This is a genomic window from Pasteurellaceae bacterium RH1A (assembly GCA_012221805.1).
Taxonomy (GTDB): domain Bacteria; phylum Pseudomonadota; class Gammaproteobacteria; order Enterobacterales; family Pasteurellaceae; genus RH1A.
The window spans coordinates 1345142-1367155 of record CP015195.1 but is presented as its reverse complement, the minus strand read 5'-3'; the positions used below and the strand labels follow the sequence as shown (position 1 = coordinate 1367155).

Here is a 22014-nt window from a genome sequence, read left to right as displayed (position 1 = left end):
TAAGGATAATTGAGGATAGCACTTAATATTGAGGGACTTTTGTAAATTTTTACCACGCAAACCTTTGCTATTTTGCCGCCTATTTTCCATTGTCTTTCAAGCCCTTATAATAGAACCATCTATATTTAAGGGAGAAAAACCAATGAATTATATTGAAATCTTAGGTTATGTTGCCATGATTTTAGTGGCCAGTTCCTTCTTGCTCAAGGACGTCATTAAATTGCGTTTGCTCAACTCGGTTGGCTGTGCTTGTTTTGTGATATATGGGCTTTTAATTGGCTCTATTCCTGTTTGGGGGCTAAACGCTTTTGTGGTCACCATCAACGCCTACTATATTTTCAAGGGCTTGCAAACTCAAAAAGCAGTGGCATAAGATAAAAGAAAGGCTAGGTTTTCTCCTAGCCTTTGTCTTATTTAACCAATTTGAGCTTAGAAGCCTTTTTCGTTTTTGGCTTCTCTGGCTCTGCCGAACCTAAGCGGGCCAAATAGGCTGCTTCACTGTAGTAGGCTTCCTCTTGGAACATGGTGCCATCACCGGTTTCTTGGGCATAAATGGCCACGGCGGCCCCAAAGGGAATGTAGATTTCACGCAGCATACCTTGGAAACGGGCGCCAAAGCTGATGGCTTCATCGTTTACTACATATTGACCAATAGAACGGGGCGAGATGTTGAGAATAATCTTGCCGTCATTGACAAATTCTCGAGGCACATCCACATCAACATAGTCTGCATCCACCAATAAATAAGGGGTATAGTCGTTGTCTAAGATCCAGTTGTAGTAGGCATGGTAGAGATAAGGGCGTAAGGGCTTCATTAGTCTTTATCATCCATGAGATGTTTTGGGGCCGCGCCGCCAACCGATTGTACAAAACTTTCACGTTGGAAAATGCGGGTCATATAAGCCTTGATGGCCTTGCTGCCCGTGCCGGTGAATTCCACGCCCAGGTTGTGCATCCGCCATAGGAGCGGGGCAACATAACAGTCGTTGAGGCTAAATTCATCGTTGAGAAAGTAAGGCTGGGCGGCAAAGACACCACTGATGGCCATAATTTCTTCTTTGAGTTGAGCCAGGGCTTTTTTACCCTCAGCAGAATCAGGATCCCGATTGACCACGTCCATCAGGCTATACCAGTCGCTTTGGATACTATTGACAGTTAAACGGCACTTGGCCCGTTGCACAGGGTAAACCGACATCAGCGGCGGGTGCGGGAAGCGTTCGTCCAAATATTCCATGATAATGCGGGAGTTGAACAAGACCAAGTCCCGATCAACCAAGGTTGGAATGGAGCCGCGTGGGTTTAATTCCATTAAATCTTCTGAAATGGTACCAGTGATGATATTTTCAATTTCGTAAGGCACGCCTTTTTCTGCTAATACAATACGCACTTGGTGGCTGTAAATATCGTTTTTGTCTGCAAAAAGGGTCATTACCGAACGTTTGTTTGCACTTGTCATAAGTTCTCCATTAACTGATACTAGATTATCCCTGTATTTTACCACAGTTGAGCGGGCTTTTTCACTTGAAATCGCACGCAAGCGGTAGGATTTTGCCTAAAATTTGCATTTGCCCAGGTAAATCGGCTCAAATTGACGGGCCTTTTCTGCCCTTAATTTTTGCCGAGCCACAAAGAAACTGAGGCCTGTACAAGCCACAATCCCCAAGGCCACCCATAATTCCTGCTCAATAAACTGGGAAAGCAAGAGGCTGCTGGCCACTAGAGCCAAAAGTGGCAGGCAGTAGATCCACATAATGCCTCGCAACAAGGTTTGCTCTGGCAGGCCCAGTTGAACCTTATCCCCAACTTCCAGCACCTCTGGCACCTCCAGCTCAAAACGCGGGGCAAAACGCTCGCCTACCAAGGCTGACAGGGACTTGGTGCCGCAGCCTGATTGAGCCGAACAGCCGCCACAGCCGCTTTTGGCCTGGCATTGGACTGTGGCAATCCCCTCTCGGTAGGCAACCACGGTTGCCGTTTCTACCATCATTTGGCTTCCTCCTCAAACTGGATTTGCTCCACAATATACTTGGCCGTGATCAAGGGAATTTCCCCCATAATCACTACATCCTTATCGCCTATGGTATGGCTATAAATGCTGAGTTTATCATTACGCCAGAACTGTTCATCAAAGACAATACCCTTATTTTGCACCACATAAATGCTAAAGGTAAAGAGGCCATCGCTGTAAAACTGCCCTTCCACCTGCTCTAGCTGGCTGCCAATGGTCAAATTTTGCAGGCTGCTTTTAACCCGCTGAAAGCCTGCGGGCAACCATTTGGGCTGCCACTGGGTTTGAGCAGCCTGGCTGCTTGGAGTTAGAAGGCTGGGCAAGACCAAGGAATTAATGGGCTCAATAATGAACTTCATTTGTTCATCCACATAGGCCTGTACCACCCTAAATTCTTCTAGCACTTGGTTATCACGATCCAGCAATTCGCTCTTGAGCAAGAGGAAGTTTTCCTCGTCAATCCAAAGATGGTATTTGTAGCGAAAATCATCACGGGGTACTAGGCGGATAATGCGAACAATGCGATCCGCCACCCTGGCCCGGCCGCCATCTACCAAATTATAGCCCTGCAAGTGGGAGAAATCCCCATAAAAGGCGCTAGGCAGGTTATCCAAAATAGCCTCACTTTCCAGGCTGAAGGGCTGAAAACCGTGGCCGAAATAACTGACCAAATTATCCTTTAAGATGATCTCCTCCCGCCCGTTTTCCAGGTGCAAGAGCTGGGCATACTGGGTCTTCCCTTCAGTTGCATGGCGATAACGCAGGCTGGCCGTTTGCTCGCCCTGTTTAAGAAAATAAAGCAGTTCAAAATCAGCAGATTTATGGGCAGCCTGCATGGCCTGCAAATAACCCAAGGGCGTGCTAGGTGTTTGCGCCCAGACAGCCAAGGGCAGGAAGATCAAGACATAAAACCATTTCTTCATATAAAACCCTACAGATAAAAAAAGCCCCTTGCGGGGCTACTCGGAAAGCAAATTTATGAAATCGGTTGTTGGACACAACACTTCTTGTTTGTTGCGTGCTAGATTACGTCAATTTCGTCAATTTTTCAAATGTTTCTTCAAGAAAGTAACGAAAAAAGTTTAACTTTGTGATCTAGTTCATATTTTTGCTTATCTAGCCCCTATAAACGGCGGGCCTGCCAATAGGTTTTGGACCAATATGGCGAATGGATGCTGGAATAAATCACCCCGCCCTTGGTGGAGGCATGGAGGAATTGGCCATCCTTGACATAAATGCCCACATGGCGGCCATTAGGGCCTCGGCCGGTTTTAAAGAGAACCAAATCCCCTGCCTTGAGCTCTGATTTATTGACTTTTACGCCCACCTTGGCCTGATCAACCGTCATACGAGGCAGTTTAATGCCAAAGAGATCACGGAAGGTGGCTTGGGTAAAGCCCGAACAGTCCACACCCTTGCGGGTGGTGCCGCCAATGCGGTAACGGGTGCCCTGCCAGCTCTTGTGTTGGGCTTGGAGGCGCTGAATAACAATTTTCGGGTCTTTGAGCGAACTCTTTTGGCTGCTGACCTGATTTTTGCTATAAAGGCTCTTGGCAGGCTTGGCCACCTTGGCTTGGGTATTGCCGCTGGAGCAGGCCGAAAGCCCGAGGCTTAGGGCGGCGATCAATGCCAGCGAACCCATTTTCGATTTGAGTATAAACATAGGAAACCTTGGTTAAATAATTTGCAACTTAGAGCAAATAAATAAACAAGCGGTCAGAAATTTGCAAAATTTTACAAATTTTCGACCGCTTGTTGCTATGGATTGGCCTGCTTAATCCGCTCTCGCAGGATCTGGCTTGGCTTAAACATCACGACACGGCGGGCGGAAATAATAGCCTCCTCTCCGGTTTTTGGGTTGCGTCCAGGGCGGGCAGCCTTTTCCCGCACTTCGAAATTGCCAAAGCTGGCAAGTTTGACATCTTCCCCAGAAGCCAGGGTGGCCCGAATTTCCTCAAAAAATTGCTCTACAAACTGCTTGGCAACGCTCTTATCTAGTCCGCATTTCTCCATTAGGTTTTCTGCGATTTCAATTTTTGTCAGTGTCATAAGTTATCCTTAAATATCCTTAGTCACGAAGCACCGCTTGGAAACGTTGGTTTAAGGCCGTTAAGACCTTTTGCACCAAGGCGTTGATTTCTTCTTCCTCAAGGGTTTTTTGGCTGTCTTGCAAGGTTAAGCTCACGGCCAAGCTCTTCTTGCCGGCTTCAATGTTGCTGCCCTGATAAACGTCAAATAAATTAACTGCGACCAAGGTTTCGCCACCGACTTTACGGCAGGTACGGAGCACATCATCAGCAGCCACATCGCTTGCTACAACTAACGCTAAGTCACGCTTGTTGGCTGGGAATTTGGAAATCTCTTTGGCTGCCGTTACTGGGCGGTTGGCAATGGCTGACCAGAGCAATTCAAAAACCACTGGCTTGCCTGCCAAGTCTAATTTTTGCACCACTTTCGGGTGAACCGTGCCGATAAAGCCGATTTCTACCCCGTCTAACTCAATAGCCGCAGATTGGCCTGGATGGAGGGCTGGGAAGGCTTTTGGCACAAAACGTACCTTGTCGGCCACATCGGTTAGGGCAAGTACGCGTTCCACATCGCCCTTAAGATCGAAGAAATCGACATTTTCGGCCTTGCCTGTCCAGTGTTCGGCACGTTTGGCCCCAGCAATCACGCCACCTAAGACAAATTCTTGGCGAACGCCTGCTTCGGCCGCTTGGTCTAGAATAAAGCGTAAGCCTGTTTCAAACAAGCGTACCCGACCTTGCTGGCGGTTTTGGTTATAGGCCACGGCTTCCAAGAGGCCGCTTAAGAGAGAGACTCGCATGGCTGACATTTCGCTGGAAATTGGGTTTGGCAAAATTAAGGCTTCTGCCTGTGGATGGAGCAGGTTTTGGGTTTTTGGATCAACGAAGCTATAGGTAATGGCCTCTTGGAAATCGCTATCGACTAAAACCTGTTTGACTCGCATGAGCGGTAAATCTGCCTCACGGTGGTGACGCATATTGAGATGGGCCAATGGTGCATTGTTTGGAATGCTGTTGTAGCCGTAGATCCGAGCTACTTCCTCAATCAGATCTTCTTCGATCTCAATATCAAAACGCCAGCTTGGGGAAGTGACTGTCCAAACATCATCAGCATAAACTGGGTTGAAGCCCAGGCGGGCGAAAATATCGGTTACGGTTTCAGTTTCAATATGGTGACCGATCAGGTCATCCAACTTGCTACGGCGTAAAGTGACCGTATTCGCTTTTGGTAGATGTGTTTCGCTCACGGCTTCGACAATTTCACCTGCCTCACCGCCACAGATTTCCAGTAAAAGTGCAGTGGCACGTTCCATGGCTAAACGAGTTTGGGCATAGTCCACGCCACGTTCAAAACGGTGGGAGGCATCGGTATGCAGGCCATATTGTCTAGCTCGGCCAGCAATGGCAAGCGGGGCAAAGAAGGCGGCTTCTAACACAACATCGGTCGTACTTTCGCTCACCCCACTCTGCTCACCACCGAAGATCCCTGCCATGGCAAGCGGGCCCTTTTGGTCGGCAATGAGCAAGGTGTTGGCTTGTAGTTTGGCGGTTGTGCCATCTAATAGCACTAATTCCTCACCCTCTTTGGCCATCCGCACCTGCACAGGGGCGGCAACCTTGGCCAGATCAAAGGCGTGCATAGGTTGGCCCAGCTCAAGTAGGCTGTAGTTGGTCACATCCACGATTGGGTCGATAGAACGAATACCGCAACGGCGGAGTTTTTCTTGTAGCCATAATGGAGAAGCCGCCTTAACATTGACATTTTTCACCACACGCAAGAGATAGCGTGGGCAGGCTTCTGGGGCTTGCAGATCGATTTCGATCTTGTCTGAAATTGTCGCTGGCACAGGCTCAATGGCAGGGGCTTGCACAGGCTGACGGTTGATAACGCCCACTTCACGGGCAATACCTGAAATACTCAAGCAGTCGGCACGGTTTGGCGTTAGGCTGATTTCAATAGCCTGATCGTTTAGCTTGAGGTAGTCACGGAAATCTGTTCCCACAGGGGCATCGGCCGGCAATTCGATAATGCCGCTGTGATCTTCCTTAATACCTAGTTCTGAATAAGAGCAAAGCATCCCTTCTGACGGCTGGCCACGCAACTTGGTTTTCTTGATTTTGAAGTTACCTGGCAGAACCGCCCCTTCCACCGCGCAAGCCACTTTCAGCCCTTGGCGACAATTTGGTGCACCGCAAACGATGTCTAAGAGGCGATCACCGCCCACATTAACCTTAGTAACCTGTAACTTATCGGCCTCTGGGTGCTTACCGCACTCCACCACTTCGCCGATCACAACCTGGCTAAACTCGCCTGCCACAGGGTCACAACTATCGACTTCTAAACCTAACATGGTAATTTGGTCGCAGAGTTGTTCTACGGTAATATCTGGATTAACCCACTCACGCAACCAAGCATTGTTGAATTTCATTGTTTTGTTCCTTTAATCTAATTATGTTCGCTCCACCCGCTTGCGGGGGAGCTGCCGAAGGCTGAGGGGGATTTGCAATAACTTGTGAAGTTTTCACCGCTTGCCCCCTCCGTCACTTCGTGACACCTCCCCCCGCAAGCGGGTGGAGGGAAGGTTATTTTTACAAATTTATTTAAACTGCTTCAAAAATCTCAAATCATTTTCAAAGAAGGCACGCAGGTCGGTTACGTTATAACGCAACATGGTCAAACGCTCAACGCCCATGCCCACGGCAAAGCCTGAGTATTCATTCGGATCAATACCCACATTACGCAAGACATTTGGGTGCACCATACCGCAGCCTAACACTTCCAACCACTTGCCGTTTTTGCCCATTACGTCCACTTCGGCAGAAGGCTCAGTGAAAGGAAAATAGGATGGACGGAAACGCACTTGTAAGTCTTCTTCAAAGAAGTTGCGTAAGAAATCGTGTAGTAAGCCCTTGAGTTCGGTGAAGTTGGCTTTTTTGTCGACATAAAGCAACTCAATTTGGTGGAACATGGGGGTGTGGGTTTGGTCGTAGTCGTTACGATACACTCGGCCCGGGGCCATAATGCGGATAGGTGGTTGCACTTTTTCCATGGTGCGGATCTGCACGCCTGAGGTTTGGGTTCTTAAAAGGCGTTCGGCATCAAACCAGAAGGTATCGTGGTCGGCACGAGCTGGGTGGTGGGCTGGAATATTGAGTGCATCAAAGTTGTAGTAGTCGGTTTCCACTTCTGGGCCGCTTTCCACCGAAAAGCCTAGGTCACCAAAGAACTTGGTCACACGCTCAATGGTGATGGACACAGGGTGCAGGCCGCCCAATTCGGTTTTGCGACCAGGCAGGCTGACATCAATGCTTTCAGCCGCTAATTTGGCATCCAATTCTGCCGTTTCCAAGGCTTCTTTTTTGGCGTTTAAGGCCTCTTGAGCCTGCTGTTTGGCTTCGTTAATTTTAGCACCCACGGCTGGACGCTCTTCAGGCGACACATCACGCAGGCCCTGCATAAGCGCCGTAAAATGGCCCTTCTTACCAAAATATTCCACCCGTAAGGCTTCGAGTGTTGCAACATCTCTTGCATTTTCAACCGCTTGCAGTGCGGTTGCGACCAGATTTTCTAGGTTTTGCATACCTTCCTCTAAAATGTGATAAAAATAAATCTGCCCCAAAAGGCGAATGTGGACAGGATGATAATACTTAACGTTGGTTTTGTAAATGTAAAGTGTTGATTTTTAAGGTCAAAATAAAGATTTTTTGCCTTCTGTCTTTGCTAGGCCTAAAAGCCCTGCCTCAAGCCTGCACGACAAGCGGGCAAAAATTGAATATTTTTTACAAATTTATTACCGCTTTCTGGGTTCAGACCGTGATTTATTGGTGACCTTTATAAGAACATCAAGTAAAATTGCCAACGGTTTGTCCTTACAAACCACCTCACCTAACAACCTATTTGGAGATATACTTATGGCAATGAATAATATTTTAGGATTATTCGCCCATTCGCCGTTAAAGCCCTTGCAAAAACACGCCACCAAAGTGGCCGATTGCAGTGCCTTATTAGTGCCCTTTTTTGAAGCGACCTTCCAAGGAAACTGGGAAGAAGCTGAAAAAGTTCGTGGCCAAATTGTTGATTTAGAACGCCGTGCGGACACCTTAAAGCGTGAAATTCGCTTAAAACTGCCGCGTGGTTTATTTATGCCTGTTGAGCGTACCGACCTACTTGAACTGGTCACCCAGCTTGATAAATTAGCCAACTATGCTAGAGATATTTCAGGCCGTATTTTTGGTCGCCAGCTGGTTATTCCAGAACAAATGCAGCCTATCTTTAAAGATTTCCTTTCCCGCAGCCTAGACGCTGCCCATCAAGTCCGCAAGGTGCTACACGAGCTTGACCAGCTTCTCGAAACAGGCTTTAGGGGCCGTGAGCTGACCTTTGTCAATAATATGATCTTAGAGTTAGACCAAATTGAAGACGACACCGATCAGCTGCAAATTGTGCTTCGCCGTACCCTGCTTGGCTTGGAAAAAGAACTGAACCCGATTGATGTGATGTTCTTATATAAATGTATCGAACGTATCAGCATTTTAGCCGACCAGGCTCAGCGTGTAGGATCACGCATTGAGCTGATGCTGGCACGCTCATAAGAAGAGGATTTATTATGGAACTCATTCATCAATATGGACATATTCTCGTTATTATCACGGCTGTTTTTGGCTTTTTTATGGCCTTTGGTATTGGTGCTAACGATGTGTCCAACGCCATGGGAACCTCGGTAGGTTCGGGCATTATCACTGCCAAACAAGCCATTGTTATTGCCATGATTTTTGAATGCGCTGGGGCCTACTTGGCTGGTGGCGAAGTGGCCGAAACCATGAAAAGCGGGATTTTGGACATCAGTGAATTTGCAGGCCGCCCTGACACCCTGGTTTTAGGGATGATGTCTGCCCTCTTTGCCGCAGGGGCTTGGCTATTGATTGCCTCCAGAATGGGCTGGCCAGTTTCCACCACTCACTCCATTATCGGTGCTATCATCGGTTTTGGCTGCATTACCGTAGGTGCTGAAGCCGTGAAATGGGGCAGCCTGGGTGGGATTGTCGGCAGCTGGTTTATCACACCAGTGGTAGCAGGCCTTGTCGCCTATGCCATTTTTATCAGCACCCAAAAACTGATTTTCGACACTGAAGCCCCTATGGCCAATGCCCAAAAATATGCACCTTACTATATGGGTTTAACTATCTTTATTCTCTGTATCGTAACTGTCAGCAAGGGCTTAAAGCACGTTGGCCTCAACCTTTCAACAGGCCAAACCATGTTGATTTCCGCTGTGCTTGCCGCTATTTCTATCGTGGCCTGCCACTTCTACTTAAGAAGCGAAACCTTCAAAAAGAAGGCCGCAAATGGCGCCTTCGGCGGTGTAGAAAAAGTATTTGGCACACTTATGCTCTTAACCGCCTGTGCTATGGCCTTTGCCCACGGTTCAAACGACGTGGCCAACGCCATCGGGCCTTTATCTGCGGTGGTTTCTATTGTTGATCATGGCGGTGCCATTGTTGAAAAAAGCATTATCGCCCCTTGGGTGCTGCCACTGGGTGCCATTGGTATCGCAACTGGTCTTATTGTGATGGGAAGCCGAGTAATGGGCACCATCGGCTCAGGGATTACAGATTTGACCCCAAGCCGTGGTTTTGCTGCTCAGTTTGCTTGTGCCATTACGGTAGTGATTGCCTCAGGCACAGGCCTGCCGATTTCCACAACTCAAACCTTAGTCGGTGCGATTTTAGGTGTTGGCTTTGCCCGTGGTATTGCAGCCCTGAATTTAGGGGTTATCCGCAATATCGTGGCCTCTTGGGTTATTACCCTGCCAGCAGGCGCCCTGATTTCCATCATTATCTACTTTATTTTAAGCTCAATTTTTAACTAAATCGGGAACTAAGAGGGTGCTTCGGCACTCTCTTCTTTATGCCTTAAGATTTTTTAATTAGACGATTTAGTCAAATTTTCTAATTATGGAATTTTAACCCTTTCTTTTTTCAGGATAGAACAATGAAAAAACGCTTTTCTACGCTCCTTTGTGTCCTACTCGGATCGCTTGTCTCCAGCACGGCCTTGGCTGAAACCCGCTATGTTACTGAAAACCTCAGCACCTTTGTGCGTAAGGGAGCGGGCGATAATTTCAAAATTGCAGGCTCGGTTCAAGCCGGCGAAAAAGTCACCCTCTTGGATAAAAAAGACCGCTACTCGCTTATTCGGGACAGCAAGAACCGTGAGGTTTGGATCTTAAACAGCGAACTGACCTCCACCCCAAGTTCCAAAGAACTGACTCCACAACTGCAACAACAGGTGCAAGAGCTAACCCTCAAGCTCAACAAGATTGATGCCGACTGGCAGCAACGCACCCAAGAAATGCAACGCCGCACCCAACAGGCCGAACAGCAAAGCAGCAGCCTGATTGACCAAAATGCCCAACTCAAGCGAGAACTGGACATCATCAAAAACAAAAACCGTGACCTAGAAACCATGCACGATGCCGAAAAACGTGAAATCGTTATCCAATGGTTTATCTATGGCGGGGCTGTTTTAGGGGCTGGCCTACTCTTGGGCTTGCTCGTGCCTTTCCTTATTCCACGCCGCAAACGTAATAATAGCTGGTAGTTATGGCAACCTACATAGTCGGCGACCTGCACGGTTGCTTTGATGAACTCCAACTTTTGCTAAAAAAGGTGGATTTCGACCCGCTTGCCGATGAGCTTTGGCTGACAGGTGATTTGGTTGCCCGTGGCGAAAAGTCCTTGGAATGCCTGCGTTTTGTCAAATCCTTGGGTAGCCGAGCCACCACTGTGCTGGGCAACCACGACCTACACCTGCTGGCCACCCATCTGGGCATCAAAAAAATCAAGCCCAAAGACAAGGTAGAAGCCATTTTTGCCGCAGAAGATGCTGCTGAACTCATGGACTGGCTACGCACTCAACCGCTATTAGCCCAGCACCCCCGCTTTGGCTTTGTGCTGACCCACGCCGGCATCAGCCCCCAATGGGATTTAGCCACCGCTAAACAAGCAGCCCAAGAGGTCGAAGCTATCTTGCGTTCAGACCATTACGGCAGCCTACTGGCCCAAATGTACGACAACCAGCCAGACCTCTGGCAGGATAAGCTAAGTGGCATAGATCGCTGGCGTTATATCCTCAATGCCTTCACCAGAATGCGTTTTTGTTATGCCGACAAGCGGTTAGATTTTGCCTGTAAATTGCAAGTACAAGATGCCCCAAGCGAGCTAAAACCCTGGTTTGAGCTGGATAACCCTCTTTACCAAAACCAAGATCTGATCTTCGGCCACTGGGCAAGTTTGATTGGCTACCCTACGCCACCAAACATCTACGCCCTTGATACAGGCTGTGTATGGAATAATCATTTAACCCTGCTCCGCTGGGAAGATAAGACTTATTTCACCCAAAAGAGATTAAATCACCAATAAGCGCTTTAAAAACAAGCAGATAAACATAAAGCCCTTGCAAGGCCCAAAATTCTCCTCTATAATCCACCTCGTTTTTAAGCGACTATAGCTCAGTTGGTTAGAGCACCACCTTGACATGGTGGGGGTCACTGGTTCGAGTCCAGCTAGTCGCACCATATTTTACTTAGCAAAACCCCTCGAACCCATCGAGGGGTTTTGTTTTATGTGTTAGCACTAAAGGAGCCCTTATGGCCAAAGAATTTAGCCGAGCAGATCGTGTTGCTCAGGAATTACAGAAAGAAATTGCGATTATTTTACAGCGTGAGGTCAAAGATCCTCGTATTGGCATGGTGACAGTGTCGGATGTGGAAATCAGCCGTGACTTGGCCTATGCCAAGGTTTTTGTCACCTTCTTATTTGATAACGATGAAAGTGCGGTTGAGCGTGGTTTAGAGGGCTTAAACAAGGCTTCTGGCTACATTCGCACCTTGGTTGGCAAGGCCATGCGTTTGCGTATTGTGCCTGAATTACGTTTCCTCTACGACCAATCCTTGGTGGAAGGTATGCGGATGTCTAACCTGGTGACAAACGTGGTGCGTAAGGATCAGGCCCGTCAATCAGGGGAAGAATAAAGTGGGCAGACCGCGTAAAAGAGGCCGTGATATTCACGGCATTTTTCTCTTAGACAAGCCTCAAGGCATAAGCTCTAACGACATTATGCAGAAGGTCAAACGCCTCTTTCAGGCCAATAAGGCCGGCCATACTGGGGCGCTTGACCCGTTGGCAACCGGTATGTTGCCTATTTGCTTGGGCGAGGCCACCAAGTTTTCCCAGTTCCTGCTGGATTCTGATAAGCGTTACCGAGTTACGGCAAAATTGGGCGAGCGGACAGATACGTCCGATGCCGATGGGCAGGTGGTAGAAACTAGGCCAATTGAAGTAGTTGAAGCAGATATTCTCAAGGCCTTGGATGCCTTTAGAGGGGATATTCTACAAGTGCCGACCATGTTCTCTGCCCTCAAACACCAGGGCAAGCCCCTCTACGAATATGCCCGAGCAGGTATTACGGTTGAGCGGGAAGCCCGGCCCATTACCATTTTTGAGCTAACCTTTATTGACTACCAAGCCCCTTACTTAACCCTAGAGGTGCATTGCTCTAAAGGCACCTACATCCGCACCTTGGTTGATGATTTGGGCGAAATGCTAGGCTGTGGCGCCCATGTTACCATGCTCCACCGTTTGGCTGTGGCCAACTACCCTGCTGATGGCATGATGAGCATTGAAGATTTGCAAAAAATGGCAGAAAATCAACCGCTTTCAAGCCTAGATAAGCTCCTATTACCCCTGGATACGGCTGTTGCCAATCTCCCTCAACTGACCTTGACGGCTGAACAAACCCAGGCTGTTGGCTTTGGCCAGCGGGTCAAGTTCGCAAATGAAGGAAATCTTTATGGCCAAGTCCGCCTTATTTCTGCTACGGGCAGCTTTTTAGGCATTGCCGAAATTCGAGAGGACAATGTTATTCGGCCTGTGCGGATGGTGGTTTACTCATCCTAAATACCTTAAGGTGCTGCTCTAGTTCAGCACCTTTTTATCGAAGTAATCTTTCCAAAAGAAATATTTTCCACCCTTTATCTAACGGGTATAATACCTCCACCTCTTTCTTTTAAGGATGTTTTATGAACGCTTATCATGACCTTGTCACCAAACTCAAACAAATCTTCCAAATCGACCGTGCAGATCTGGATTTTGGGATTTACCGGATTTTAAACAGCCGTTCGGCCAAGATTAACCAATTTTTAGAGCAGGATTTGGCCCAATCAGTACAATCTGCCTTTAAGGATGGTAATCCTGCCCAAGAAAATGTGGTGTATAGTCACCTGCTCACCTTCTTTAGCCGCTATTATGATGAAGGGGATTTCATCAGCCAGCGGCGTTACAAGGGCGATACCTATGCCGTGCCCTATAATGGCGAGGAGGTCTTGCTGCATTGGGCAAACAAGGATCAGTATTACACCAAGTCTAGCGAGAATTTCAGCAACTACCGCTTTAGGCTAGAAGACGGCCGGGAAGTGCTCTTCCGTTTGGTGGAGGCCGATGTTGCCAAGGACAACCGCAAGGAAAACAGCAAGCGTTATTTTGTCTATACAGGCAACCATGAAGAAGGCGATCAGCAACTGATTTTAGATTTTACCTACCAGGTACAAGACAAGGCCAAGCAAGAAAGCCTCAACCAGGCCACCCTGCAAGCGGTGCAAAATGCCCCATTTTTTGCAAATTGGCAGGCCTTGGTCGCCCCTGCCCCAACAGAGAAAAACAAGGCCCGTACCCTCTTGGAAAAACACCTGACCGACTACACGGCAAAAAATTCCGCCGATTATTTTATCCATAAGGACTTGGGCGCCTTCCTGCGTCGAGAGCTAGATTTTTACATTAAGAATGAAGTGATGTTTTTAGACGATATCAGCCAGGCCGAGCAATTTGAACAGCTGGAAAACCAGTTCCAAATCATTAAAACCCTGCGTGCCATCGCCCTAGACCTTATCGCCTTTTTGGCCCAGCTGGAAGATTTCCAGAAGAAATTGTGGCTTAAGAAAAAATTTGTGGCTGCGTCTTCTTATTTAATCACCTTGGACAAGATCCCAGCCGCCCTCTTGCCCCAAGTCTTTGCCAACCCTAAACAACTTGAAGCCTGGAAAAGCCTCTTTGACTGGTCAAATCCTCATTTGACAAATGGGCTAGACAGTGTTACCCCCCCCCCGCATATTGTTGAATTATTAGACGACATTCAAGCCCAGCACCCACATTTGGTGGTGGATACTGCCCTCTACCCTGCCTCCTTCCAAGCCCAACTGCTCACTGCCCTCGATGATCTGGATTTAGATGTTCAGATCGACGGCCTACTAATTCACTCCGATAACTTCCAAGCCCTTAATCTCTTACAGGCCCGTTATAAGGAAGAGGTCAAATGTATTTATATTGATCCGCCTTATAATACAGAGAAAGATCGAGCAGAAGGTAGATTTATATATAAAGACAATTTTGACCATTCATCTTGGATTACTTTATTAAGTAATAGGATTGAACTATCTAAAAATTTAGTCAGCAGTACAGGTGTATCTATTATAAGCATAGATGACAATGAATATGCTAATTTAAAACTATTAAATGATCTTTTATTTGGAGATAAAAACTTTATTGGTAGTATTCCTCGACTAACGTCAGCCCAACGTCCTTCTCAAGAAAAATATTTTTCAATAACTAATGATTATCTGGTTTTATATGCTAAAAACAAAGAGTTTGACTTTAACAGAGTTATAGAAAGAAATGTAAAAGACCTTAAAGAAGACAAAAATGGGAAATATATTGAGGGAGATACTAGTCCAATCTTAGCTTCTTCTACTCAAGGATATTCTGCTGGTGGTGATTATGATATTGAATACAATGGAAAAATATATAAACCTATTGACTCAAGAGGAAATAGAAGGCGTTGGCTTTGGACTAAAGAAAGAATGCTTAAAGCTATTGAATTAGGTATTATTATTGAAACTCCAACCACGCTTAGAGTGAGAAATTATATAAATAAAGAATTTGCTGTTGGAACTAATGAATTAATTGACAAAGATGCAAATCTAATTCTTACAACTAATGACTTAATTAATTCTAAATTTGCTAACAACAATGGTACTGAACTTTTAAGAAAGTTAGGTATTGGTGATATTTTTGACTTTCCAAAACCAGTTAGTTTAATTGATATATTAATTAAGCTCTCAACTAAGCAATCCGACCTCATCCTCGACTACTTCGCCGGCTCAGGCACAACCGCCCATGCCGCAATTAACCTTAACCGCGAAGACGGCGGGAAACGCAAGTATATCCTGGTCGAACAGGGTGAATACTTTGACACCGTGCTTAAACCCCGGGTGCAAAAGGTGATTTACAGCCAGGATTGGAAGGAGGGCAAGCCTCTACCGTCTGCCAATGGCGGTTTGGGTGGCCTGTCGCAAATGGTTAAGGTGCTTAAGTTAGAAAGCTATGAAGACACCCTTAATAACCTGGAATTAACCGCCGGGCAAGCGGATCTCTTTGGCCAAGATTTTGCAAAAGATTATCTGCTCCACTATATGCTGGATGTGGAAAGCCGGGGCAGCCTGCTTTCTGTGGAAGATTTCAAACAGCCCTTTGATTATGAGCTGAAAATTGCGACCGATTCGGCTGGGGCCTACCGCAAGCAGGCCATCGACCTAGTGGAAACCTTTAATTATCTCTTAGGTTTACGGGTGGAAAATATCCGCCATCGGGCAGAAAGTGAGGGCTATGTGGCCGTGGAGGGGCGTTTGGCTAATGGCCAGCGCTGCTTGGTTATTTGGCGGGATTGCAGCCGTTGGCATTACGACAACCTGAATGCCCTCTTTGACAAATTAGCCCTTAATCCTAAGGATAGCGAGTTTGACCTGGTCTATCTCAATGGTGATCACAGCTTGGTTAATCAGTGGGAAATCAATGCAGCAGGTGATGTGGCCATGCTTAATATCCAGGCCCTCGAACCGGAATTTTTAAACCTCATGTTCGGAGCATAAAATGGCCAAGAAACCCATAACCAAACGCAGCTTTCATCAGGACTTGGTGCTTAACCAGTGGGCCTTATCCCTCTTTAATCAGGCAGATCTGGCCGCCTTTAAAACCCGTCTGGGCGATTGTGAGGGCATAGACCCTCACACCGGCCACAGCCACTTTTTCCTGGCCCTGAACCAGCAGCTTTTCCATACGGATCTGATTAGCCAGCAGGATCTAAGCCGTTATGACTTTAACATCGTCCAGCACTGGGCCAAGATTACCCATGGCCGTAACCAGGAAAGTGGGCATATTTTAGCCCTTAAATACTTCCAGTATCTTTCCCTCCTCTTTACGGAAATTTATTTGGACTGGTATTTCAATCAAAAAGACCGCCTCTTGGCTGCCCTTAACCAGCAATTAGGGGAAAATCAGGCCAAGGAGGGCTTGGCCCTGCCACCTTATACCGAGCAAGACTTAAATAAGATCGCCTTTTGGAATGCCACCGGCAGCGGCAAGACCCTGCTTATGCACGTCAATATTCTGCAATTCCAGCACTATGCTGCCCCCCACCAGAAGGAGAAGTTGCAGATTTACTTGCTCACCCCTAACGATGGTCTCTCCCTCCAGCATATTGAGGAATTTCAGGCTTCTAATATGGAGGCTGCCCTCTTTGATAAAAACGGCAGCCTGGACTATGCCGATATTAAGGTGATCGATATTCATAAATTGGCCGATAAGTCTGGCGACAAAACCGTGGCGGTGGAAGCCTTTGCAGACGGCAATAAGCTGATTTTGGTGGACGAAGGCCACCGGGGAGCCAAAGGCGAAGAATGGCTCAAGCGGCGGGAGCAGATGATAGGCTCAGGCTTTGCCTTTGAATACTCTGCCACCTTTGGCCAAGCCGTTGGGACCTACAAAAAGGCCAACCGCCTCTATGAAACCTATGCCAAGGCCATCTTGTTCGATTATTCCTATAAGTATTTCTACCGTGATGGCTACGGCAAGGAACATCTTATTCTCAATATGAAGGCCGAATACTACGATCAGCACGCTCAAACCTATTTCTGGGCCTGTTTGCTGGCCTTTTATCAGCAGCGCTATCTCTTTGAGAAAAATCGGGAAAACTTGACCGCTTACAACCTGGAAAATCCCCTCTGGGTCTTTGTAGGCAATACGGTCAACAAGGAAGATTCGGATATTTTACAGGTCTTGCACCTGCTTAACGACTTCTTAAAGCCTGAAAATAAGCCGGCTATTTTGGCCTGGTTTAGGGCCCTCCTAGAAGACTCTGCCCAGCTTCTAGATAAGCAGGGCAAGAGCATTTTCCTCCATCGCTTTAGGGCCTTGGCAGAGTGGAAAAAGGACCTAGAGGGTTTGTACCAAGATGTGCTCAAGCGGGTCTTTCAGGCCGATTTTTTGCAACATTTGACCTTGGTGAATGTGAAAAAAAGCCCGGGCGAATTGGCCTTAAAAGTGGGAGAACAAGTCTTTGGCGTGATTAATGTAGGCGATGATGCTGCCCTCTTTAAACAGGCCGGCGAACAGGGCCTAGCCACCCAAAATGATGAGTTTAGTGAAAGGCTCTTTGAGAAGATCAATAAAAAAGAGAGTTCGATTAACCTCTTAATTGGCTCGCGTAAGTTTAGCGAGGGCTGGTCTAGCTGGCGGGTCTCCACCATGGGCCTGCTCAATATGGGTCGGTCGGAAGGGGCACAAATTATCCAGCTCTTCGGGCGGGGCGTGCGGCTCAAGGGGCGGGATTTTTCCTTAAAACGTTCCAATTATGCTGAAAAAGAGGTAAGGGCGCTACATTTGCGGGAGCTGGAAACCCTCAATATTTTCGGGATCAAGGCCGACTATATGGCCGAGTTCCAAAAATATATTCAAGAGGAGTTGGAGCAAGAAGCCGTGTTAACTCTGGATTTCCCAGTCAAACACCAAATTCCACCCGGCCTTAAAACCCTCAGGCTCAAAGAGGAATACCGGGGTCTACGGGCCAAGGCCTTTAAGCGGGTGCAGCCCCTCAATCTGTATGAAATGCCGCCTGAATATGAGGGCAAAATCAAGCCCCGCAACCTCTTGGCCGTCTTGGATGCCTACCCAAGAGTGGAGGCCATCAGTAGCCAAACCAGCGTAAGCACTAAGCAAGATCAACGGCTTGAGGGCAAAATCCCAAGCCATATTCTGCCGCTCTTTAACTGGGATAGGATCTATCTCGCCCTCTGGCAATTTAAGCAGCAAGAGGGCTACTACAATTTGCGGCTAGACCGGGATAAATTACGCCATTTTGTCGAACATTCGCAGGATTGGTATCAGCTCTATATCCCGCCTGAAAGTTTGGTTGTTAATCAAGTGAGCAAACTTGTGGCCCTGGAAAACCTGCTTATCGAGCTGCTTAAAATCTATACCCAACGTTTTTATAACAAGGTTAAACAGCTTTATGAAAGCCAGCATTATGAGGTGGTTGAAGTGGATGAGCATAACCTATCCCTTCTTAACAGCTATCAATTTAGGTTTACCGATGAAGATAGCCTGGTCAAAATTGAGCAGCTAAAAACCCTGGTTGAACAAGGGGATTTGGAGCAGGTGCGCCGATGGACGGATGATCAGAACCAGCTCATTGCCTTTACCATCAAGGAGCACTTGTATTATCCCCTCTTTTTGCAAGACAGTGCCAAGGGAGAGCAATTACCTTTTACCCTAACCCCTATCGCCCTTAAGGAGAAAAGTGAATTTGACTTCTTGCAGGATCTGCAAAAAGCAGACCTCAAACAGCTCTTGCCCAATAAGTCCCTCTATTTAATGCGTAATGCGGGCAATAGGGCCAAGGGGCTGGGCTTTGCCAGTGCCGATAATTTCTACCCGGATTTTCTGGTCTGGATAGTGGATCATCAAAGCGGCAAACAGTGGCTGACCTTTATTGATCCTAAGGGAATCGGGCGAATGGGCAAGAGCGACCCTAAATTCCAACTCCATCAGGAACTGGAGAAATTACAGGCCCAATTAGGCCCAGACTTAATTTTAAACAGCTTTATTCTTGCCATTACCAAGCGTAGTGATTTGGACGACTGGGCAGAAGATGAATTTGCTGAAAAACATATTTTGTTTATGACAGATGAGGATTATTTAAACCAACTCTTCCATCAAATATTGGAGAAAACTCTATGATTACCCCTTATCACGCTAAATACTATGCCTTAGACATCACGCTTAATCGGGCCCAAGATATTTCCCGCTCCTTATTTGATGCCCAAGTGGATCTCAACCCCCACCAAATTGACGCTGCCCTCTTTGCCCTTAAAAACCCCTTGCAGCAAGGGGTCTTGCTGGCTGATGAGGTGGGCTTGGGTAAAACCATTGAGGCAGGCTTGATCCTCTGTCAGCTTTGGGCAGAACGCAAACGCCAGCTTATGGTGGTCTGCCCGGCCAGTTTACGCAAGCAATGGGCCAATGAGTTGCAGGAAAAATTTAACCTACCTAGTCTGGTTGTGGATAAAACTGTGATAAAAAAGAGCGGTTTAAAGCCACAAGCCTTTTTCAATCAACATACTGGAAAACAGGTCTTGATTGTTTCACATCACTTTGTTGCCCAACAAAGTAGCACGCTACTCTTGCAGGCCTGGGACTTGGTGGCTATTGATGAGGCCCATAAATTGCGTAATGCCCATCAAAAAAGCAATAAGATGGGCAAGGCCATTCGGGACACCTTTGCCCACTGTAAGAAGATCCTGCTTACCGCCACCCCGCTACAAAATTCCCTGATGGAGCTTTATGGCCTATCAACCTTTTTAGATGATTACCTCTTTGGTGAGGCCAAGCAGTTCCGCAAGGCCTATGTTAATCAGGGCCGTTTGGAGGAACTCAAGGATCGCCTAAGCCCCTATGTGAAACGCACCTTGCGGGCAGATGTGCTGGAATATGTGCGCTACACGAAACGCCAGGCCGTCACGCAAACCTTTGAGCCAACCGAAAAAGAATTGGCCTTTTATGAGCAAATTTCTGATTTTCTACGGCGTACCAATACCTTTGCCCTGCCTGCGAGTCAGCGCCATTTAACCGGCTTGATTTTGCGCAAGCTCCTGGCCTCCAGCCCAAGGGCCATTGCAGCCACCCTGCAAACTATTTTGGCACGTCTGCAAAATCTTTTGCAAAATTTCCAAGAAAATGCCCCGCTTGATCTCTGGCAAGAGGAAGATTTAAGCAGCGATTACGAGGATTGGGATGATGAAAGTCACAACCAGCCTGAACAGATTGAAGAGCTTGAAGAAATCTCAAAAAATGAGAGTGAAGATGAAAAATTAGGCCGCTTAAAAGCCGAAATTGCTGAAATTCAAGGCTTTATTGAGCAGGCCCATCATTTAGGCGAAGACAGCAAAATCAAGGCCCTTTTAAGAGCCCTAGATGTTGGCTTTGGCAAGATGGCCCAGCTGGGCGCCCAGAGAAAGGCCATTATCTTTACTGAATCCGTTAAAACCCAACAGTATCTCTTTGATTTTCTCAACCAACATGGTTATGCACAAGAAGTGGTGATGTTTAGCGGCACAAATAGCAGCTCTCATAGCCAAGCTATCTATCAAAATTGGTTACAAACCAACCTTGAACAAGCGACAGGCTCTATTGATGTGGACAAGCGAACTGCCCTTATTGACCATTTCAAACATCAGGCCAGCATTATGATTGCCACTGAGGCAGGAGCCGAAGGGGTCAATCTGCAATTCTGCTCGCTCCTGATTAACTACGACCTGCCCTGGAACCCACAAAGGGTGGAACAACGGATTGGACGTTGCCACCGTTATGGGCAAAAATTTGATGTGGTAGTGATTAATTTCCTCAATAACCGTAACGAAGCAGATAAACGGGTTTTACAGTTACTGGCCCAAAAATTTGCGCTCTTTGAGGGGGTATTCGGGGCTTCTGATAAGATCTTAGGCAAGATTGAGTCTGGATTGGATATTGAACGCCAAATTGCTGCCATCTACGACCAATGCCGTACGCCAGAAGAAATCCAGGCGGCCTTCGACCGCTTGCAGGCAGAATTAGACCAGCAAATCCAAGACCAGCTGGAACGCACCCGCACCGAACTCTTTAAGCATTTTGATGAAGATGTGCTCAACCTCCTGAAAAACGCCCTGACTGATCGCTTGGATAAGATGAGCCGACAATTCTGGGCAGTCAGCCAATTTGCTTTAAGCGAACGAGCCATCTTTGAACAGAGCCATCAGTTCTTGCTTACCCATAGCCCAGATCTGGCCATTCCTCAGGGCAGATACCGCCTGATTAGTGCTCAAGATAAGGCAGTATCAACTGCCTACCACCTCCACCGTCTTAATAGTACCTTAGGGGAATGGTGCCTGACTCAAGCCTTGGCTGCCAATACCCAAGACATTGTAGAATTAAGATTTAAGTTAGATCAATACGATGCCAAATTAAGCGTGATAGAACAGGCCAAGGGGCAATCTGGCTGGTTGCGACTAGACAAGATGCAAACTCGTTCAGAGGCTCAGTTACAGGAAGAGCTAATCTTTACCGCCTGCAACGACCAAGGCCAATGGCTGGATCAGGACTTCTGCCAAAAACTCCTCTCCCTGCCGGCGGATATGCAAAAAATACAACAAATTCCACCGCTTAGCCTAGATGACCAGGCTAGACGTAGTATTGACGCCAAAATCGCTCAATTGGCCGAGCAAAATAAGGATCTGATCCAAACCCAAATGGAGAGGATTGATGCTTGGGCAGAAGATACCCTTGCGACTGCCACCCTGAAAATTGAGGAGGCCAAGGAGGAATTGCGAGAGGCGAAAAAAGCGGCACGTTTAGCAGGGGATCTGACAGAGCAAAAACAGTGTCTTGAAGCACAAAAGGTAATCGAAAGATCTATCCGCCGCCTACGCAATGAGCGTGAGGAATTGGAAGACGAAATCGAAGACAAAAAAGATGAGCTAATTGCGGAAATTGATCGCAAACTCAAACAAAAAACCTCTGTGGAACAGGTGTTTGCGATCAGATGGCAGATAAGTTAAA

18 protein-coding genes and 1 tRNA gene are annotated in these 22014 nt (G+C 47.2%); 11 read left to right on the top strand and 8 right to left on the bottom strand.

Annotated features, from left to right (window positions below):
• Positions 1–142 precede the first annotated feature (142 nt).
• Complete coding sequence (locus tag A4G20_06410) at positions 143–373, top strand: lactate dehydrogenase (GenBank protein QIW15989.1); 231 nt, start codon at positions 143–145, stop codon at positions 371–373.
• Positions 374–410: 37 nt separating this feature from the next.
• Here the strand turns inward: A4G20_06410 and A4G20_06405 are convergent, their stop codons facing one another.
• From A4G20_06405 to A4G20_06370, 8 genes are all read right to left on the bottom strand, one after another.
• Complete coding sequence (locus tag A4G20_06405) at positions 411–815, bottom strand: ClpXP protease specificity-enhancing factor (GenBank protein QIW15988.1); 405 nt, start codon at positions 813–815, stop codon at positions 411–413.
• Entirely contained in the window at positions 815–1429 is a 615-nt protein-coding gene (gene sspA / locus A4G20_06400; GenBank protein QIW16868.1) for a stringent starvation protein A, read from the bottom strand. Before sspA ends, A4G20_06405 begins: the two co-directional genes overlap by 1 nt.
• A 123-nt stretch (positions 1430–1552) precedes the next feature.
• Entirely contained in the window at positions 1553–1987 is a 435-nt protein-coding gene (locus A4G20_06395) for a transcriptional regulator (protein QIW15987.1), read from the bottom strand.
• Complete coding sequence (locus A4G20_06390) at positions 1984–2931, bottom strand: negative regulator of sigmaE (protein ID QIW15986.1); 948 nt, start codon at positions 2929–2931, stop codon at positions 1984–1986. The genes A4G20_06395 and A4G20_06390 overlap by 4 nt, the downstream gene beginning before the upstream one ends.
• Positions 2932–3131: 200 nt before the next feature.
• Positions 3132–3671: an endopeptidase gene (locus A4G20_06385; protein ID QIW15985.1), complete on the bottom strand. Its 540-nt coding sequence runs from the start codon at positions 3669–3671 to the stop codon at positions 3132–3134.
• Between the two features lie 95 nt (positions 3672–3766).
• Entirely contained in the window at positions 3767–4057 is a 291-nt protein-coding gene (locus A4G20_06380) for an integration host factor subunit alpha (GenBank protein ID QIW15984.1), read from the bottom strand.
• 19 nt (positions 4058–4076) lie between these two features.
• Positions 4077–6464 carry a phenylalanine--tRNA ligase subunit beta gene (locus A4G20_06375; protein ID QIW15983.1) on the bottom strand — a complete coding sequence of 796 codons (2388 nt, stop codon included), beginning with the start codon at positions 6462–6464 and terminating at the stop codon, positions 4077–4079.
• Positions 6465–6632: 168 nt separating this feature from the next.
• Complete coding sequence (locus tag A4G20_06370) at positions 6633–7616, bottom strand: phenylalanine--tRNA ligase subunit alpha (protein ID QIW15982.1); 984 nt, start codon at positions 7614–7616, stop codon at positions 6633–6635.
• Between the two features lie 331 nt (positions 7617–7947).
• On the opposite strand from A4G20_06370, the gene A4G20_06365 reads away from it, so the two are divergent.
• The 10 genes from A4G20_06365 (at position 7948) to A4G20_06320 (ending at position 22013) form a co-directional block, all read left to right on the top strand.
• Positions 7948–8628 carry a TIGR00153 family protein gene (locus A4G20_06365; GenBank protein QIW15981.1) on the top strand — a complete coding sequence of 227 codons (681 nt, stop codon included), beginning with the start codon at positions 7948–7950 and terminating at the stop codon, positions 8626–8628.
• A gap of 14 nt (positions 8629–8642) precedes the next feature.
• Positions 8643–9905: a phosphate permease gene (locus A4G20_06360; protein QIW15980.1), complete on the top strand. Its 1263-nt coding sequence runs from the start codon at positions 8643–8645 to the stop codon at positions 9903–9905.
• 122 nt (positions 9906–10027) lie between these two features.
• Complete coding sequence (locus tag A4G20_06355) at positions 10028–10636, top strand: hypothetical protein (GenBank protein ID QIW15979.1); 609 nt, start codon at positions 10028–10030, stop codon at positions 10634–10636.
• A 2-nt stretch (positions 10637–10638) separates the two neighbouring features.
• Positions 10639–11457, top strand: a complete 819-nt coding sequence (locus A4G20_06350) for a bis(5'-nucleosyl)-tetraphosphatase (symmetrical) (protein QIW15978.1) — start codon at positions 10639–10641, stop codon at positions 11455–11457.
• A gap of 78 nt (positions 11458–11535) precedes the next feature.
• Positions 11536–11612 (top strand) — tRNA-Val (locus A4G20_06345).
• 72 nt (positions 11613–11684) lie between these two features.
• Positions 11685–12068: a ribosome-binding factor A gene (locus A4G20_06340; protein QIW15977.1), complete on the top strand. Its 384-nt coding sequence runs from the start codon at positions 11685–11687 to the stop codon at positions 12066–12068.
• Position 12069: 1 nt separating this feature from the next.
• Positions 12070–12993, top strand: coding sequence for a tRNA pseudouridine(55) synthase TruB (locus A4G20_06335; protein ID QIW15976.1), 924 nt, complete (start codon positions 12070–12072; stop codon positions 12991–12993).
• A gap of 122 nt (positions 12994–13115) precedes the next feature.
• On the top strand, positions 13116–16016 hold the full coding sequence (locus tag A4G20_06330; GenBank protein QIW15975.1) for a hypothetical protein: 2901 nt from the start codon (positions 13116–13118) through the stop codon (positions 16014–16016).
• 1 nt (position 16017) lies between these two features.
• On the top strand, positions 16018–19161 hold the full coding sequence (locus A4G20_06325) for a hypothetical protein (protein ID QIW15974.1): 3144 nt from the start codon (positions 16018–16020) through the stop codon (positions 19159–19161).
• A complete protein-coding gene (locus A4G20_06320) occupies positions 19158–22013 on the top strand; it encodes an ATP-dependent helicase (GenBank protein ID QIW15973.1) in 2856 nt (951 codons plus the stop codon). The genes A4G20_06325 and A4G20_06320 overlap by 4 nt, the downstream gene beginning before the upstream one ends.
• Position 22014 lies beyond the last annotated feature (1 nt).

Bases quoted from the DNA above. Each gene is read 5' to 3' on its own strand.
- A4G20_06410 (QIW15989.1), top strand. From the start codon at position 143: ATGAATTATATTGAAATCTTAGGTTATGTTGCCATGATTTTAGTGGCC.
- A4G20_06405 (QIW15988.1), bottom strand. From the start codon at position 815: ATGAAGCCCTTACGCCCTTATCTCTACCATGCCTACTACAACTGGATC.
- sspA (QIW16868.1), bottom strand. From the start codon at position 1,429: ATGACCCTTTTTGCAGACAAAAACGATATTTACAGCCACCAAGTGCGT.
- A4G20_06395 (QIW15987.1), bottom strand. From the start codon at position 1,987: ATGATGGTAGAAACGGCAACCGTGGTTGCCTACCGAGAGGGGATTGCC.
- A4G20_06390 (QIW15986.1), bottom strand. From the start codon at position 2,931: ATGAAGAAATGGTTTTATGTCTTGATCTTCCTGCCCTTGGCTGTCTGG.
- A4G20_06385 (QIW15985.1), bottom strand. From the start codon at position 3,671: ATGTTTATACTCAAATCGAAAATGGGTTCGCTGGCATTGATCGCCGCC.
- A4G20_06380 (QIW15984.1), bottom strand. From the start codon at position 4,057: ATGACACTGACAAAAATTGAAATCGCAGAAAACCTAATGGAGAAATGC.
- A4G20_06375 (QIW15983.1), bottom strand. From the start codon at position 6,464: ATGAAATTCAACAATGCTTGGTTGCGTGAGTGGGTTAATCCAGATATT.
- A4G20_06370 (QIW15982.1), bottom strand. From the start codon at position 7,616: ATGCAAAACCTAGAAAATCTGGTCGCAACCGCACTGCAAGCGGTTGAA.
- A4G20_06365 (QIW15981.1), top strand. From the start codon at position 7,948: ATGGCAATGAATAATATTTTAGGATTATTCGCCCATTCGCCGTTAAAG.
- A4G20_06360 (QIW15980.1), top strand. From the start codon at position 8,643: ATGGAACTCATTCATCAATATGGACATATTCTCGTTATTATCACGGCT.
- A4G20_06355 (QIW15979.1), top strand. From the start codon at position 10,028: ATGAAAAAACGCTTTTCTACGCTCCTTTGTGTCCTACTCGGATCGCTT.
- A4G20_06350 (QIW15978.1), top strand. From the start codon at position 10,639: ATGGCAACCTACATAGTCGGCGACCTGCACGGTTGCTTTGATGAACTC.
- A4G20_06340 (QIW15977.1), top strand. From the start codon at position 11,685: ATGGCCAAAGAATTTAGCCGAGCAGATCGTGTTGCTCAGGAATTACAG.
- A4G20_06330 (QIW15975.1), top strand. From the start codon at position 13,116: ATGAACGCTTATCATGACCTTGTCACCAAACTCAAACAAATCTTCCAA.
- A4G20_06325 (QIW15974.1), top strand. From the start codon at position 16,018: ATGGCCAAGAAACCCATAACCAAACGCAGCTTTCATCAGGACTTGGTG.
- A4G20_06320 (QIW15973.1), top strand. From the start codon at position 19,158: ATGATTACCCCTTATCACGCTAAATACTATGCCTTAGACATCACGCTT.